The sequence below is a fragment of the Sphingobium sp. LB126 genome, assembly GCF_002795205.1.
GTDB lineage: Bacteria > Pseudomonadota > Alphaproteobacteria > Sphingomonadales > Sphingomonadaceae > Sphingobium > Sphingobium chungbukense.
In genome coordinates, this window is the sequence record NZ_NETV01000002.1 from 344,794 (window position 1) to 358,358 (window position 13,565).

Below are 13,565 nucleotides of genomic sequence, written 5' to 3' on the forward strand. Positions count from 1 at the left end.
CATTACGGGCGCCGGATTTTCGATCCAGCGCCCGTAAGATTGCGGGAGGAATCGGCCATTTTATCGGGTTTCGCGCTCGTCCCCTGCACGCCACCGATCACCAGATCGATTGATGCTTTGCACTCTATCCTGCGCGGGCCGGTGCGGTTAATGCGGCGGGATGGATGGTCGCGAACAAGGGCATCATGACAATGGGCGCGGTGCCCTGTGGATGCTGGCCTCCGGCTTTGCCTACAGCATCGCCATGGCGCTGGTGAAGCTGCTGGGTGACGACTATTCGGCGGCCACGCAGAATTTCGTGCGGCAGGGCGTCGGCCTGATCGCGCTGGCGCCCTTCATCCTGCGGCAACCGCGCAGCGCCTTCATGCTTCGCCGGCCAATGCTGATGATATTGCGTTGCGCGGCGACCAGCCTGTCGATCATCCTCGCGTTCAACAGCTTCCACCTTCTGGGACTGGCGGAAGCGAACGCCCTGTCCTTCACCCGCACCCTGTTCCTCGTGCCCCTCGCCGCGCTGCTCCTGGGCGAGCGGCTGGATCGGCAAAGGCTCTTCGCCACGCTGGTCGGCTTTGCGGGCGTACTCATCATCATTGCTCCGGGTTCGGCCCATTCGCTGATCGGATGGGCGGCGGCTCAGGGGCTGCTGGCCGCGCTGCTCGTCTCCTGGTCGGTGATCAGCGTCAAGCAGATGGCGCGCGATCACAGCGATCTTGCACTCCTTACCTGGTCGACATTGCTGGGCCTGATCTTTACCGCGCCGTTGGCCTGGAGCAGCTGGCGCATGCCAACCGCCGAGGATGCTCTGCTGCTCGCAGCCATGGGCATACTCGGTGTCGCGACACAGGCCTGCTATATCCGGGGCATGACGTTAGGGGAGGCGAGCCTCATGGGGCCGCTCGACTATGTCCGTATCCTGTTCATCACGGCGCTCGGCTACATGCTGTTCAGCGAATGGCCACAGCCGGGCACCTATGTGGGATCGGCGTTGATCATCGGCACCGCCATCTACATCACCGTGCACGGACGGCGGCGCGTCTGACCTTGCTCAGCCTCTTTCCACGTCCGGGCCGAAATCGGGCGCATCGGTAGCCGTCCAGGGCAGGTGGCGGAAATAGCGCGCGCCCGCCTCCGCCTGATTATGGACGGGAGCGAGCATGGTTTCGTCCCATATTTCCGCCACGCACTCGCCAACCTTTTCCGCATTGATCCGCGGGTCGAAAATCTCGCCGGTTTCCGCGAAGATGAGGTTCGACAAGCGGCCGCCGCCCGTCAGCAGGATGCGGCCGGTCTCTTTGCAGTCGCGGCTCAGGAACCAGACCATCGCCGCCGCCACCTTCTCGGGCGGCAGATTGTCGCGGAACCAGGCAACGGTGGAGGGATCGGGTATCTGCTCGATCAGGCGGGAATAGGATGTCGGCATGACGGCATTGAGCATTATGCCCAGCGGTTTCCCCTCGATCGCGGCATCCAGCGTCAGGCCCAGCATGCCGGCCTTGGCCGCGGCATAAGGAGCATTGCCGCCGACGCCAAGCGCGCCGTTCGAACTGACGTTGAGGATGCGGCCATAGCGCTGCGCCGCCATATGCGGCCAGGCGGCGCGCATCAGATGATGGCCGCCGATCAGGTTCGTCGCATAATGGCGTTCGATGGCCTCGTCATCATGGGCGGTGAAGGGGCCCGCAATGCCCGTGCCGGCATTGTTGATCAGAATATCGACCCGTCCGAAGGCATTCAGGGCCGTATCGACTATCGACCGTGCGTTCGCCGCAGTTCCCACCGCCAGGCCATTGGCGATCGCACGCCCGTTCGCCGCGGTGATTTCCGCGGCCACCGCTTCGGCCGGAGCGGAACTGCCGTCCTGTTCGCCCAGAACCCCGCCGCCATAGTCGTTGACGACCACCGCCGCGCCCCGCCGCGCCAGTTCCAGCGCATAGGCGCGTCCCATGCCTCCACCCGCGCCGGTCACAATGGCCACCTGGCCGGAAAAATCTATCGGCATGCCGTCATCGCCTTCACCAGTTCCGGCAGGATCTCCGCGCCGGACGCAAAAGAGCTGGTCCATTCGGGTTGCGCGGTCAGGCCTCGCATCACGCTGTCGATATCGCCTTCGGACAGTTGATGGACCGGTCCTTCCAATATCTGGACGCGGCGGACATGGCCCCCGCCCGCATGATAGATGCCGCCCGACGTGGCGCATCTGTCGCTGCATAGCCAGCCGACGACCGGCGCGACATGATCGGGGGAGGCATAACCGGCCCACTGCGCCGGAATGCTGCCCGCCGACATGGGCGTATAAGCGGCGGGAGCGACGACATTGACGCATAGGTCCGCGCCCGGCGGGACGTCGATCGCCAAAGAGCGGGCGAGGCCCACCATCGCGGCCTTGGAGGCGGCGTAGTCGGCCGAGCCGACCTGTCCCCACAACCCGGCGCTGGAGCCGGTAAGGACGATCCGTCCATAACCTGAATCGACCATGGCGGGCCACACGGCCTTCAATCCCACCAGCACGCCGCGCAGGTTGATGTCGAGCAGCGCATCCATTTCCTTCAGTGTGACGGCGCCGAAATCGCGGAACGCCTGCACGCCCGCATTGCTGACGAAAATATCGGGCGTGCCGAAATGCTGCCGGGCGATGCGCACCATCTCGGCGGCGGACTCCGGCATCTGCACGGGCCCGTCATGCGCGACCGCCCGGCCGCCTGCGCTCACGATTTCCTCCGCCACGGCCTGCGCCGAGGAGGAGCCGTCGGGCGCCGGGCGATTGCTGACGATCACGGCGCAGCCATGGGCCGCAAGCCAATGGGCATAGGCGCGGCCCAGCCCCTTGGCGGCGCCGGTGATGATGGCGGTGCGGCCCGAAAAGTCGAGCGTCCGGCTCACAGCATCATCTGCCCGCCGTCCACATTGATGGTCTGGCCGGTCACATAGCGGCTGTCCTCGCTGGCCAGGAACAAGGCGGCCGGCCCGATATCCTTCTCGCAATCGCCCAGATAGCCGAGCGCGACGAGTTTCATGACCTTTTCGGCTTCCTCCGGGAAATCCTTGACCCATTGTTCGGCAATCGGGCTGAGCGCGGCGGGGCAGATCACATTGACGCGAATCTTATAGGGGCCCAGTTCCCGCGCGGCGGTGCGGGACAGGCCGCGAATGGCCTCCTTGGTCGCGGCATAGGCAGCAAAGCCGACGCCGCCATGAATGCCCTCATAGGAACCGAAGTTGATGATCGATCCGCCCTTCTCCTTCATATGGGGGATCGCCGCCTGCATATGCTGGAACGTGCCGTAAAGGCCGGATTCGATCGTCAGCGCAAATAATGCGTCATCCGTATCCTCGAACATGGTGCCGGGTTTGGACGTTTGCGCATTGTTCACCAATATGTCGAGCCCGCCGAACAGGTCGACCGCCTTGGCGACGGCGGCCTCCGCATCCGCGCGCACGCCAGCGGTTCCCGCGATCCAGGCCGCTTCGCCACCCTCCGCCTTCAGCGCTGCAACCGCCGCTTCCAGCTTGTCGGGAGTGCGGCCGGTGATCAGCACTTTCGCGCCTTCGCGCAGGAAAACCTGGGCGATGCCCAGGCCGACGCCCTGACCGCCGCCGGTGACGATTGCGACCTTGCCGTTCAATCTGCCTGCCATGATCTCTCCTTTCAATCTGTGGGTTCAGGCGCCGATGAATTCGCGCAGCGCCCTGTGGAAATTCGATACACTTCGTTCCTGCACGGGGTTGGTGCGCGATCCGGTGAAGCCGGTCGAGCGCATGCCCCGCTGCACTTCGGTCATATTCTCGAAATCCTGCGTCAGGATCAGGCCCCAGGCGTCATGATCGCGCCAATCCCTGAACTCCTGCCGTTCCAGCGGCGGTTCCTGCCCTTCGGGATAAAGGACCAGCGAATAGACTTCGAAGATGCATCGTTCCGGGTCATTGCGGTCGGGGCGCGCACGGTAGGCGAGCATGGCATCGGGCGCCGGCAGAAAGACCATGTTGGGAAAAAGATGCCAGTCCGCTCCGGCGCGGGCGATTTCCTCCGGTGTCAGCGAAGGGAAGGGGATATCGCGTTCCTGTGCGGCCTCGAAGGCGATCTGGCCATATTTCATCAGCACGTCGAGCAACGACGCATCCTGAGGCAGCTCGTCGACCAGCCGGTCCGCCAGTTCCGACATATGCGGCGGGATCGATGCTTTCAGATCCTGTTCCAGCATCAGGACGAAATCGCGGACGTTCCGACGATAGTCGACCTTCGTGCTGGCCAGCCGGGGAGAACGTTCACCCAGCGAAATCCGCCCCGGCGCAAGCTGGTAGCTGCCATGGCGCCCCTCCGCGAACGACAGGGCTTCGTCATCGTGGACCGGCAGCAATTGGGTATGGGTGGTCTGGACGTGATAGCCCTCGTTGAAGGCTTCCAGCGCCGTCTTCCAGTTGCAGTCGATGCCCGTGCGCTTGTACCAGCGATAGCGCATCTTCTCGAACGGGTAATTGCGGAACACCTCCGGGATCGGCGACAGGAATTCCAGCAACGGTTCGGCATTGTCGTCCATGCAGATGAAGACGAAACCGCCCCAGCTATCGACGCGGACTTTGGGCAGGGCGATGTCCTCGTCCTTCAGGCTGCCGTCCCAATTGTCACGGTCGACGACGTTGGCGATCGTCCCGTCCAGCTTCCACGACCAGCCATGAAAGCGGCAGAACAGACGCGCCGTATGGCCGCAACCGTCCGTCAGGCGGCGGCCGCGATGCTGGCACGCGTTGTGATAGGCCGCGATCCGGTCCGCCGCGACACGCACGACGATGAAGGATTCATCGAGCACGTCATAGGTGACATAATCGCCGACGCGGGGGATTTCCTCCTCGCGGCAGGCCATCTGCCATGTCCGCGGCCAGAGACGCTGCTGTTCCAGCCGGGCGAAGTCGCGGCTGACATAATCTTCCTTCGGGATGAAATCCTCTGGACCGGCCTTCTTCCTGCGCGTGATTTCCGGCTGTAGCGCGCCGACTGGCTGGTTCACTGCCCTATCCTCTCCTTCTGATCTCGCCATCAGCTTCTCGCCGGTACGGCGCAAGTCAATGTCAGGGCCGCCAACGCCCCTCCATCATCGCCAGTCTGATCGCTCCTTGTCGCTGGACCGGATGAAATCACGCAGTCGCGGCATGCACCGCCGCGACTGACGTCTCGAAAGCGCGACGGGCGCGTGCTTTCCGGTCAAGCTCCGGTTCCGCGCGTGGTATCTCGACGCCGATGATGATGTCATCGGGCAGGGCGCGGATGAACTCCGCGACCGGCAGCGTGCCTTCGCCGGGCCAAAGCCGGTGCCTGACCGCATCATGTGCATAGCTTTCGAAATCGACCACGCCCGGCGCATCGCACAGTTGCGCGCCCCGGATCATGCCCGGAGGCACGCGGGCAAGGTCGGCCGGCCTTCCGCCCGATTGGGCCAGATGCAGCAGGTCGACCAGCAAGCCTGCATTGGCGCTGTCGACCCGGTCAAGGAAGGCGAGCGCCGCATCCAGCGTACCGATGCGCGAAAGCGGCGTGAATTCCAGCGCGGTGCCGATGCCCGCCACCTTCGCCCATGTGTCGAGCTGGCAGAAACGGTCGAAGCCGCGCTCCATGTCGCTGTCGAAATGCAGGGCGACGATGTTGCGCGCGCCCATTTCCGCCATCAGCGCAATGCCATCACGATAGGCGGCCATGGGCGCTTCATCCCCCAATGCAAAGCCGTCGGCCTGATTGAGCGCCACGCCCGTTTCGCGCAGGCGTCGCGCCATGGCAGCCGTCGCAGGATCGCCGGCGCGCAAATGGTTGGCGGGCAGGGCGTCGTAAGGGACAACCGCGAGCCAGGGGCTGATCGCGGCGAAACCCGCGTCGGCCGCCAGGTCCACCAATTCGGCCGGGTCTGTGCCGATTACGGTCAGTTGGTCGAGGGCAAGGGGACGGGTCATGCCATCATCCTCACATCTGCGGAACCGCGCCGCCATGGGCGGCGATGGAGGCCATGATCTCCTCGGTCGTGGGATTGCGGCGCAGCGTCAGGCCGCCCGTCACGTTGAACGTCTGGCCGGTCATGAAACATTCGTCGCTGGCCATGAACAGCGCCGCATTGGCGATATCCTCCACCGTCGTGATCCGGCCCAGCGGATATTCCTTCGCATAGGCCTCGACCATGCCGGGCACGTTGAACCCGCCCAGCATCGGCGTGATGGTCAGGCCCGGCGCCAGGATGTTGGCGCGAATGCCATGCTTGCCATATTGATAGGCGACGAAGCGTGTCATCTGGTTGAGCGCGGCCTTGGCGCCCATATAGCTGCAATGATCGTCGGACATGATGTCCGCCACGGCGGAGGAGATGTTGATGATCGCGCCGCCCCGTCCACCGGGCCTTTCGCGCTTCATCGCCCCGACCATCACCTGCATGAAGAACAGCCCGCCCTTGAAGATGATGGAGAGCATCGAATCGATCTGCTCCTCCGTCTCCTCCTCGAAAGGCGCAAGGAAGCCGATAGCGGCTGCGTTGACGGCGATATCGATGGCGCCATGACGCGCCAGCACCGCATCGGCGAGGGACTGGATCTGGGCGCGGTGGCTGATGTCACATGGAATGGCGGTGGCTCCGGTTGCCGCCGCGAACGCGTCCAGTCCTTCCTTCCCGCGCCCGGATACGACCACCTGCGCGCCTTCCTCCAGAAAGCGCGTGGCAATCGCCTGGCCCATATTGCCTTCGCGCGTGGCGCCCATGATCACCGCGACCTTGCCCTTCAATCGGCCCATCATGCTCTCCTTATCCTGCCAGTTCCGCCGGTCGTGCGAGCAGCGATTCATAGTCTCGATAGGGCGGGAATTTACGGCGGAAGACGGCGTTGGCGCGCAGGGCCGTCTCGCCGTCCGCGATGAAACGGCATTGCGCGAACGCCAGATTGGGTGTCCACCGCAATATCTCCGCCCGGCCTTCCACCCACTGGCCTTCCGTTGCTGCACCCAAAAAGTCGATGCTCATGGAAACCGTCGGCCCGCTCTGGCCGGTCACGAACCCGACATTCATGCCCATGACCACGTCGGCCATGGTCGCCCAGGTGCCGCCATGGCAGTTGCCGCGCGGGTTGCAGTGCTGGCGCGCGATGTGAAAGCCGAGCGCGATATATCCGCCGTCCTCCTGCCGGATATAAACCGGGTCGAAACCGCCCATGACCTCGTCCAGCCGGTCCAGCCGGTGGAAACCTGCGGGTATGTCCGCCACCCTCGCCTTTACATTTTGCATAATGAGAGAGGACTGCCCCGACTGCCGGATCGGGGCAAGACAAGGGGGGTGCAAGGATCACATTTCCGATAGGCGGCCGAGCCTGCCTCGCCAGCACTACATGAGGCGCGCTATGCTGGGCCGATATGGTTTTGGAGAGCGGAACATGGGCATGAAATGGCTTAAGTCGACGGAATGTATCAGCTTTGAAGTGCGCGACAATGTGGCGCGCATCACCCTGAACCGGCCCGAAAAGCGTAATGCCCTGTCCGGACAGACGCTCAGGGAATTGCATCAGGCCCTGCTGGAAGCGGACGACCGGCGAGATGCCAACGTCATCCTGCTTTCTGGCGAGGGCAAGGATTTTTGCGCCGGCTACGACCTGACGGACAGCTATGGCGGGGCGGCTGACACCGCGACAGAATATGATCCCGCCGCCTATCGCAGCCGTGCCGGGACGATCGACGACGATATCTGGAATCTGGAACGGCAGCAGGAACTGACGTCCATCATGTTGGACCTGCACAAGCCGATCGTGGCGAAGGTTCAGGGCAATTGCCTGGCGGGTGGCACCGATCTCGCCTTCTCCTGCGACATCGTGCTGGCGGCGGACAATGCCAAGATCGGTTTCCCCGCCGCCCGCGCCAATGGCACGCCGCCGACGAACCTGTGGTTCTATCATTGCGGTCCGCAATGGACCAAGCGCATGCTGTTCACCGGTGATACGATCAGCGGCATCGACGCCGCGCGCATCGGCCTGGTCCTGGAGGCCCATCCGGCCGAGGAACTGGATTTCGAGGCCGATGAAATGGTGCGCCGCATCGGCAGCGTCGATGCCGAGATTCTCTCCACCCACAAGCGCGTCGTCAATGCGCAGATGGAACTGGCGGGCGCGAAGCAGTCCATGCGCTATGCCGCTGAACTGGACGCGCGCGCCCACCTGAGCACCGGTCCGCGCCGCAGCCAGTTCCGCAAGGATATGGCGGAAAAGGGGCTGAAGGAGGCATTGACCAACCGCGATGCGCCGTTCGGAAAGGGGCGGATCGAGCTTCGCGCGCGGCGTCCCTGACCGGCAGAGGCGCGCCGCCCCACCCTTCACAATTGCGATATGGAAGGGGCGGGGCTTCCACACCCGGCAAAACATGGCAGATGCTCACATCCGTATAGTGAGAATCCGGCCTTTCGAAAGGACGTCTGAAATGAGCAACAGGGCAACCCCCGATGCGGCGACGCAGATAGAGATCTACCGCCGCATGGCGCTGATCAAGGCGAATGACGAACGGTCGCGCAAGGTCATCATGAACGGGCGGCTGGTCATGCCCTATTACAGCCCGCGCGGTCAGGAAGTGATCCCCAGCGCCATCTCGGTCAACCTGACCGACGAGGATTATATCTGCACCATCTATCGCGGCAGCCACGACCAGCTGGCCAAGGGCCTGCCGCTGAAGGATCTGTGGGCGGAAGTCGCCGGGCGCACCACCGGCACCTGCAAGGGGAAGGGCGGGCCGATGCACGTCACCTATCCCACCAAGGGGATCATGGTGACGACCGGCATCGTCGGGTCGACCATGCCGATCGCCAACGGCCTTGCCTGGGGTTCGCAGTTGCGCGGCGACGGTCGCGTGACGGTCGCCTCCTTCGGTGATGGCGCGGCCAACATCGGCGCCTTCCATGAATCGCTCAATCTGGCCGCCGTCTGGAAATTGCCGGTGATCTTCGTCTGCCAGAATAACGAGTGGGGCGAACATACCGCCTATGACAAGACCAGCAATGTGAAGGTCGCCGACCGCGCAGCCGCCTATGGCATGCCGGGCGTGCGGGTGGACGGCAACGATCCGTTCGAGATGTACGCCATCGCCAGCGAGGCGATCGCCCGCGCCCGCGCCGGTGAGGGGCCGACCCTGATCGAGGCGATGACCTATCGTTTCTTCGGCCACGTCTTCGGTGACGCCGACGCCTATATGGACAAGGCGCGCAAGGAAGAGGCGATGGCGAACGATCCGGTCCCGCGCTTCCGCGCGCAGCTGATCGAAAGCGGCATCGCGACCGAGGAGCTGCTGGCCGAGATGGAAGCTGCCATCGAGAAGGATATCGACGAGGCGGTCGAATTCGCGCTGGCAAGCGACTTCCCCGGCGTGGAGGAACTGAAGCGCGACGTGTTCGCGGAGGAGATGGCCTGATGAACGCCCAGAGCAATGTGAAGGCCGCCAAGGCCAATATCCTTCAGGCCATCAATGCCGCCATCGCCGACGCGATGGAGGCGGATGACAATGTCATCGCGCTTGGCGAAGATCTGGCCGACCCCGAGGAAGGCGGCGTCTGCGGCGTCACCAAGGGGCTTTCGTCGCGCTTCGGCGAACATCGCGTGCGCTCCACCCCCATTTCCGAACAGGCGATCATCGGCGCGGCCATCGGCGCCAGCCTGGTCGGCTTCAAGCCCATCGCGGAAATCATGCTGATGAACTTCACGACGGTGGCGATGGACATGATCGTCAACCATGCGGCGAAGCTGCGCTTCATGTCGGGAGGGCAGACCCATGTGCCCATCGTCATCCGCACGATGACCGGCACCGGCTTTGCCAGTGGCGGCCAGCATTGCGACTATCTGGAGGCATGGTTCGCGCACACGGCGGGGATCAAGGTCGTCGCGCCTTCCAGCCCGCAGGACGCCTATGGCCTGATGCGCAGCGCCATCGACGACCCCGATCCGGTGCTGTTCATCGAGAATCTGCCGACCTACTGGACGCCCGCCGAAGCGCCGGAAAAGGGCCATCGCGTGCCCATCGGCAAGGCCAACGTGCTGAGCGAGGGCAGCGACGTCACCATCATCGCCTATGCCCGCATGATTCAGGAGGCGACGCCTGCCGTCGCGAAGCTCAAGGAAGCGGGGATTTCCGCCGAACTCATCGACCTGCGCACCATTGCGCCGTGGGATCAGGAAACGGTGCTGAAGTCAGTGGCCAAGACCGGCCGTGCCGTGATCGTGCATGAGGCGGTGACGCCGTTCGGCGCGGGCGCGGAAATCGCGGCGGTGCTCAATGAGCAACTGTTCGGCAAGCTCAAGGCCCCGGTCAAGCGGTTGGGCGGCGCCTTTTGCCCCGTGCCTTTCTCCAAACCGCTGGAAACCGCCTTCGCGCCGCAGACGGCCGACATCGTCGCGGCGGCCGAGGCCCTCGCCAAATCCTAATATTCTCAGGGAGTTCCCAATGGCTGTTGAAGTATTGCTGCCCAAGATCGGCTTTTCGATGAATGAAGGTACGCTGGCCGAATGGCTGGTGGAAGATGGCGGCCAGGCCGTCGAGGGCCAGCCGCTCTATGCGTTGGAGTCCGAGAAATCGACGCAGGAAGTCGAAAGCCCCGCCAGCGGCACGCTCAAGATCATCGCTCAGATCGGCGAAACCTACGAAGTCGGCACCCTTCTGGCGACGATCGAGTAACCCGATGCGCTATATCCTGCATGTCACTTCGCGCGCGGTGGTCGGGCGCGAGGCGGAATATGACCGCTGGTATGATGAGATACATTCGGTCGAGATGTGCCGGTTGCCGGGTATCCTGTCCTGCACCCGTTACAGGGAACTGGACATGACCGGCACGCCGACCGGCCTGTTCGTCGCCGATTATGAGGTCGAGACCGACGATCCTCCAGCATTGCTGGAAAGCGTTTTCGCGGCGGCGCCGACCATGCAGCTCACGGATTCCATAGACATGGAAAGCCCGCGCTTCTCATTCCTCAAGCCGACGGGGCCTGAGCGCATATGAGCGATCTTCTGGCCGGTCTTGCGCCTTGGCCTACGGGCGACTTCTCCGCCTTTGGGGAGGTCGAGCAGCGCCCCCTCAGCAAGATTCAAAAATATGTCGCGGCCTTTCTCGGCCGCAACTGGGTTGCCATTCCGCACGTCACCCATCAGGATGATGCGGACGTCACCGAACTGGAGGAGCGGCGCAAGGCGCATAACGCCTCAGGCGGCACGAAGTTGACTGCCGTGCCGCTGCTCGTGAAGGCGCTGGCTGACGGCCTTTCCGCCTTTCCGCAGTTCAACGCCTCGCTCGATCCGGTGAGCGGCATGCTGACGCTCAAGAAATATGTGCATGTCGGCGTGGCGGTGGATACGCCCGGCGGGCTCCTGGTGCCGGTCATCCGCGATTGCGACCGCAAATCCGCGACGCAGATCGCGGAGGAGATCGTCGCCCTCTCGGACAAGGCGCGGACCAAGGGCCTGTCCATGGCGGAAATGTCCGGCGGTTGCATCACGCTGACGTCATTGGGCCATATCGGTGGGACGGGCTTCACGCCGATCGTCAATGCGCCCGAAGTCGCGATTCTGGGCGTTACGCGCGCTCGGCCGGTGCCGGTTCCCGCAGATGATGGGGGGATTGCCTGGCGGCAGATGCTGCCTCTGTCGCTCAGCTATGATCATCGGGTGATCAACGGTGCGGATGCGGCGCGTTTCTGCCGCTTCGTCGCCGACCGGCTGGCGGCGGCCGGCCTCTTCGCCTGAGAGCTGGAATGCGGTTCTGAGGACGTCTCATCTTTCGGCGGATCGACGCGGGCTGGAACGGCCCCGCATCGATCCGCCGAACGATCATTTTCCCGCCCTCATGGCCGCGAGCGCGTCCGCCGTCTCCGTCCAGATCGCGCCCATGTCCGGATGCTGCCGCGCTTTCTCCCGATAGCCCGCCAGATTGGGGCAGTCCGCGAGAGGATCGTCGAGGCCGAAGATTTGGGCGACCACCTCGCATAGCAACAGGCTGGGCAACAGGATGCAGTCAGCCTTGCTGATCGCGCCGCCTGCGGCGAAAGTCGCGTCCGCCACGAACCGGTCGGTGAGCGCCAGCCCGTTGCGCCAATTGGCGATCTCGGCTGTGACGGTCGCGTCGTCGCGGGCTGCGGGATCCATCTGCTTGAACAGGCGGGACATGGCAGGCGTCGCATAGAGTTCGAAACTGCGGATGATGTTGCGCATCCCCGCCCGTTCGGCCGTGTCGGATGGCAGCAGGGATGGAGTGGGGAACCGCTCGTCCAGATAGTCGATGATGGTTTCGGACTCGGCGATCGCCAGCCCATCGTCCGTCACCAGCACAGGCAATTTCCCGATCGGATTGATCGCCAGATATTCGGGCGACCGCGTGCTGCCCCCCGGCGGTGGCTGCATGGCATAGTCCAGCCCCTTGATACGCAGCGCCAGCCGCACGCGGGCGGCGAAGGGCGAAAGGGCGACGGCGTAGAGGATCATGCATCGTCTCCGTCGCGATAGAGGCGCGCTAGGGTGCCGGCGAGCGGTGTGGGTACGAAGCCGTCGCCAAAGGGCCAGTCCAGCATGCCCGCCGCCGCCATGGTGCCGCCGTCGACATGCAGCGTCATCCCCGACACGAAGGTGGACAGGTCCGAACCCAGGAACAGCACGGCATCGGCCAGCGCGTCGACCGGCGGTTGCTCGCCCCTGGGAATGTACATTTCAAGGCCCTTGCCCTGGGCATGGGCAGGCAGTTTCGCAAAGCCCTCCGCAAAGGAGGGCGGCATGGCCGCCACATTGCCCCGGCTCAATGTCGTGTCGGGCGCGATGCAACTGACGCGAATCCTGTCCTTGCCCAGTTCCACGGCCATCGAGCGGGTAAAGTTGGTCGTCGCCGCCTTGGCGCCTGCATAGACGGAGAAGCTGGCGGCGCCGCGATGCGCCTCTATGGTGGTGAAATTGATGATGCTGCCACCCTGGCCCGATCGCTTGATCAGCGGCACGGCGCGCTGCACCGATTGGACGACATAGCCATAGTTGCGGTGAATATCGCGCGCGATGTCGGCCCGGCTGGCCTCGGACAGCAATTGCCGCTTCGTTCCGCCTGCCACGTTCACCACTATGTCAAGGCGCGGGCAGGTGCGTTCGACCATGTCGTAAAAGGCGTCGAGCGCGGCTTCATCCGTGGCGTCGGCGGTCATGGCGGCGACCTTGCCGCCCCTGGATTTGATCGCGCTCTCCGTCTCGGTCAGCGCCGCCGCATCAATGTCGCAGATCGCCAGTTCCACCCCGGCGCCTGCCAGCGTCAGCGATATGCCCGCGCCGATGCCGCCGCCCCCGCCGATAACGGCCGCCACCTTCCCCGCCAGATTGGCGCGTTCGTCCAGAAAACCGCTCATCCAAGGCTCCTCTCTCCGCCCTGTTGTCGCAGGGTTGCATGCAAAGCGGCAAGAAGATCGCGGAAGGCATCAAGAGGCCGATGAGAAGGGCAGGGTGACTGTGCCGCGGGGCATTCCGATGTAGGATGCACGGCTCGACCCACCCGGAACCTCGAAGTCTTGTCAAACGCAATCCCGATGGCGGCTCCCTTGCATTGCCGCGC

General features: G+C 64.1%; 16 protein-coding genes. 7 read left to right on the plus strand and 9 right to left on the minus strand.

Annotated elements, in window-relative coordinates; translation table 11 throughout:
- Positions 1-160: 160 nt before the first annotated feature.
- Positions 161-1,039, plus strand: coding sequence for a DMT family transporter (locus tag CAF53_RS17795; protein WP_046763884.1), 879 nt, complete (start codon positions 161-163; stop codon positions 1,037-1,039).
- 6 nt (positions 1,040-1,045) lie between these two features.
- Here the strand turns inward: CAF53_RS17795 and CAF53_RS17800 are convergent, their stop codons facing one another.
- From CAF53_RS17800 to CAF53_RS17830, 7 genes are all read right to left on the minus strand, one after another.
- A complete protein-coding gene (locus tag CAF53_RS17800) occupies positions 1,046-1,999 on the minus strand; it encodes an SDR family NAD(P)-dependent oxidoreductase (RefSeq protein WP_100239058.1) in 954 nt (317 codons plus the stop codon).
- Positions 1,990-2,880 carry an SDR family NAD(P)-dependent oxidoreductase gene (locus CAF53_RS17805; RefSeq protein WP_100239059.1) on the minus strand — a complete coding sequence of 297 codons (891 nt, stop codon included), beginning with the start codon at positions 2,878-2,880 and terminating at the stop codon, positions 1,990-1,992. Before CAF53_RS17805 ends, CAF53_RS17800 begins: the two co-directional genes overlap by 10 nt.
- The gene (locus CAF53_RS17810; protein WP_100239060.1) at positions 2,877-3,635 is read right to left on the minus strand and encodes an SDR family NAD(P)-dependent oxidoreductase; all 759 of its coding nucleotides are present in this window, start codon (positions 3,633-3,635) and stop codon (positions 2,877-2,879) included. The genes CAF53_RS17805 and CAF53_RS17810 overlap by 4 nt, the downstream gene beginning before the upstream one ends.
- A 24-nt stretch (positions 3,636-3,659) precedes the next feature.
- On the minus strand, positions 3,660-5,003 hold the full coding sequence (locus CAF53_RS17815; protein WP_046763888.1) for an aromatic ring-hydroxylating dioxygenase subunit alpha: 1,344 nt from the start codon (positions 5,001-5,003) through the stop codon (positions 3,660-3,662).
- Between the two features lie 127 nt (positions 5,004-5,130).
- Positions 5,131-5,937 carry a TIM barrel protein gene (locus CAF53_RS17820; RefSeq protein WP_157801288.1) on the minus strand — a complete coding sequence of 269 codons (807 nt, stop codon included), beginning with the start codon at positions 5,935-5,937 and terminating at the stop codon, positions 5,131-5,133.
- Between the two features lie 10 nt (positions 5,938-5,947).
- Positions 5,948-6,763 carry an SDR family oxidoreductase gene (locus CAF53_RS17825; protein ID WP_046764109.1) on the minus strand — a complete coding sequence of 272 codons (816 nt, stop codon included), beginning with the start codon at positions 6,761-6,763 and terminating at the stop codon, positions 5,948-5,950.
- Between the two features lie 10 nt (positions 6,764-6,773).
- Entirely contained in the window at positions 6,774-7,229 is a 456-nt protein-coding gene (locus CAF53_RS17830) for a PaaI family thioesterase (RefSeq protein ID WP_052757397.1), read from the minus strand.
- A gap of 172 nt (positions 7,230-7,401) precedes the next feature.
- On the opposite strand from CAF53_RS17830, the gene CAF53_RS17835 reads away from it, so the two are divergent.
- From CAF53_RS17835 to CAF53_RS17860, 6 genes are all read left to right on the plus strand, one after another.
- Entirely contained in the window at positions 7,402-8,298 is an 897-nt protein-coding gene (locus CAF53_RS17835) for a crotonase/enoyl-CoA hydratase family protein (protein ID WP_232307529.1), read from the plus strand.
- Positions 8,299-8,428: 130 nt separating this feature from the next.
- Positions 8,429-9,409: a thiamine pyrophosphate-dependent dehydrogenase E1 component subunit alpha gene (locus CAF53_RS17840; RefSeq protein ID WP_046763890.1), complete on the plus strand. Its 981-nt coding sequence runs from the start codon at positions 8,429-8,431 to the stop codon at positions 9,407-9,409.
- Positions 9,409-10,416 carry an alpha-ketoacid dehydrogenase subunit beta gene (locus CAF53_RS17845; protein ID WP_100239062.1) on the plus strand — a complete coding sequence of 336 codons (1,008 nt, stop codon included), beginning with the start codon at positions 9,409-9,411 and terminating at the stop codon, positions 10,414-10,416. Before CAF53_RS17840 ends, CAF53_RS17845 begins: the two co-directional genes overlap by 1 nt.
- A gap of 19 nt (positions 10,417-10,435) precedes the next feature.
- Complete coding sequence (locus CAF53_RS17850) at positions 10,436-10,666, plus strand: lipoyl domain-containing protein (protein ID WP_013849477.1); 231 nt, start codon at positions 10,436-10,438, stop codon at positions 10,664-10,666.
- 4 nt (positions 10,667-10,670) lie between these two features.
- Positions 10,671-10,988, plus strand: coding sequence for a hypothetical protein (locus CAF53_RS17855; RefSeq protein WP_046763892.1), 318 nt, complete (start codon positions 10,671-10,673; stop codon positions 10,986-10,988).
- Positions 10,985-11,728: a 2-oxo acid dehydrogenase subunit E2 gene (locus tag CAF53_RS17860; protein WP_100239063.1), complete on the plus strand. Its 744-nt coding sequence runs from the start codon at positions 10,985-10,987 to the stop codon at positions 11,726-11,728. The genes CAF53_RS17855 and CAF53_RS17860 overlap by 4 nt, the downstream gene beginning before the upstream one ends.
- 84 nt (positions 11,729-11,812) lie before the next feature.
- On the opposite strand, the gene CAF53_RS17865 is transcribed toward CAF53_RS17860, so the two are convergent.
- Both CAF53_RS17865 and CAF53_RS17870 read right to left on the minus strand, forming a co-directional pair.
- Positions 11,813-12,463 (minus strand): glutathione S-transferase family protein, encoded by a 651-nt coding sequence (locus CAF53_RS17865; protein ID WP_100239064.1) that lies wholly within the window; start codon positions 12,461-12,463, stop codon positions 11,813-11,815.
- The gene (locus tag CAF53_RS17870; protein WP_100239065.1) at positions 12,460-13,362 is read right to left on the minus strand and encodes an SDR family oxidoreductase; all 903 of its coding nucleotides are present in this window, start codon (positions 13,360-13,362) and stop codon (positions 12,460-12,462) included. The genes CAF53_RS17865 and CAF53_RS17870 overlap by 4 nt, the downstream gene beginning before the upstream one ends.
- Between the last annotated feature and the right edge of the window lie 203 nt (positions 13,363-13,565).

Coding starts and splice junctions, on each gene's coding strand:
- CAF53_RS17795 (WP_046763884.1), top strand. CDS start 161: ATGGATGGTCGCGAACAAGGGCATCATGACAATGGGCGCGGTGCCCTG.
- CAF53_RS17800 (WP_100239058.1), bottom strand. CDS start 1,999: ATGCCGATAGATTTTTCCGGCCAGGTGGCCATTGTGACCGGCGCGGGT.
- CAF53_RS17810 (WP_100239060.1), bottom strand. CDS start 3,635: ATGGCAGGCAGATTGAACGGCAAGGTCGCAATCGTCACCGGCGGCGGT.
- CAF53_RS17820 (WP_157801288.1), bottom strand. CDS start 5,937: ATGACCCGTCCCCTTGCCCTCGACCAACTGACCGTAATCGGCACAGAC.
- CAF53_RS17825 (WP_046764109.1), bottom strand. CDS start 6,763: ATGGGCCGATTGAAGGGCAAGGTCGCGGTGATCATGGGCGCCACGCGC.
- CAF53_RS17835 (WP_232307529.1), top strand. CDS start 7,402: ATGAAATGGCTTAAGTCGACGGAATGTATCAGCTTTGAAGTGCGCGAC.
- CAF53_RS17840 (WP_046763890.1), top strand. CDS start 8,429: ATGAGCAACAGGGCAACCCCCGATGCGGCGACGCAGATAGAGATCTAC.
- CAF53_RS17845 (WP_100239062.1), top strand. CDS start 9,409: ATGAACGCCCAGAGCAATGTGAAGGCCGCCAAGGCCAATATCCTTCAG.
- CAF53_RS17850 (WP_013849477.1), top strand. CDS start 10,436: ATGGCTGTTGAAGTATTGCTGCCCAAGATCGGCTTTTCGATGAATGAA.
- CAF53_RS17855 (WP_046763892.1), top strand. CDS start 10,671: ATGCGCTATATCCTGCATGTCACTTCGCGCGCGGTGGTCGGGCGCGAG.
- CAF53_RS17860 (WP_100239063.1), top strand. CDS start 10,985: ATGAGCGATCTTCTGGCCGGTCTTGCGCCTTGGCCTACGGGCGACTTC.
- CAF53_RS17865 (WP_100239064.1), bottom strand. CDS start 12,463: ATGATCCTCTACGCCGTCGCCCTTTCGCCCTTCGCCGCCCGCGTGCGG.
- CAF53_RS17870 (WP_100239065.1), bottom strand. CDS start 13,362: ATGAGCGGTTTTCTGGACGAACGCGCCAATCTGGCGGGGAAGGTGGCG.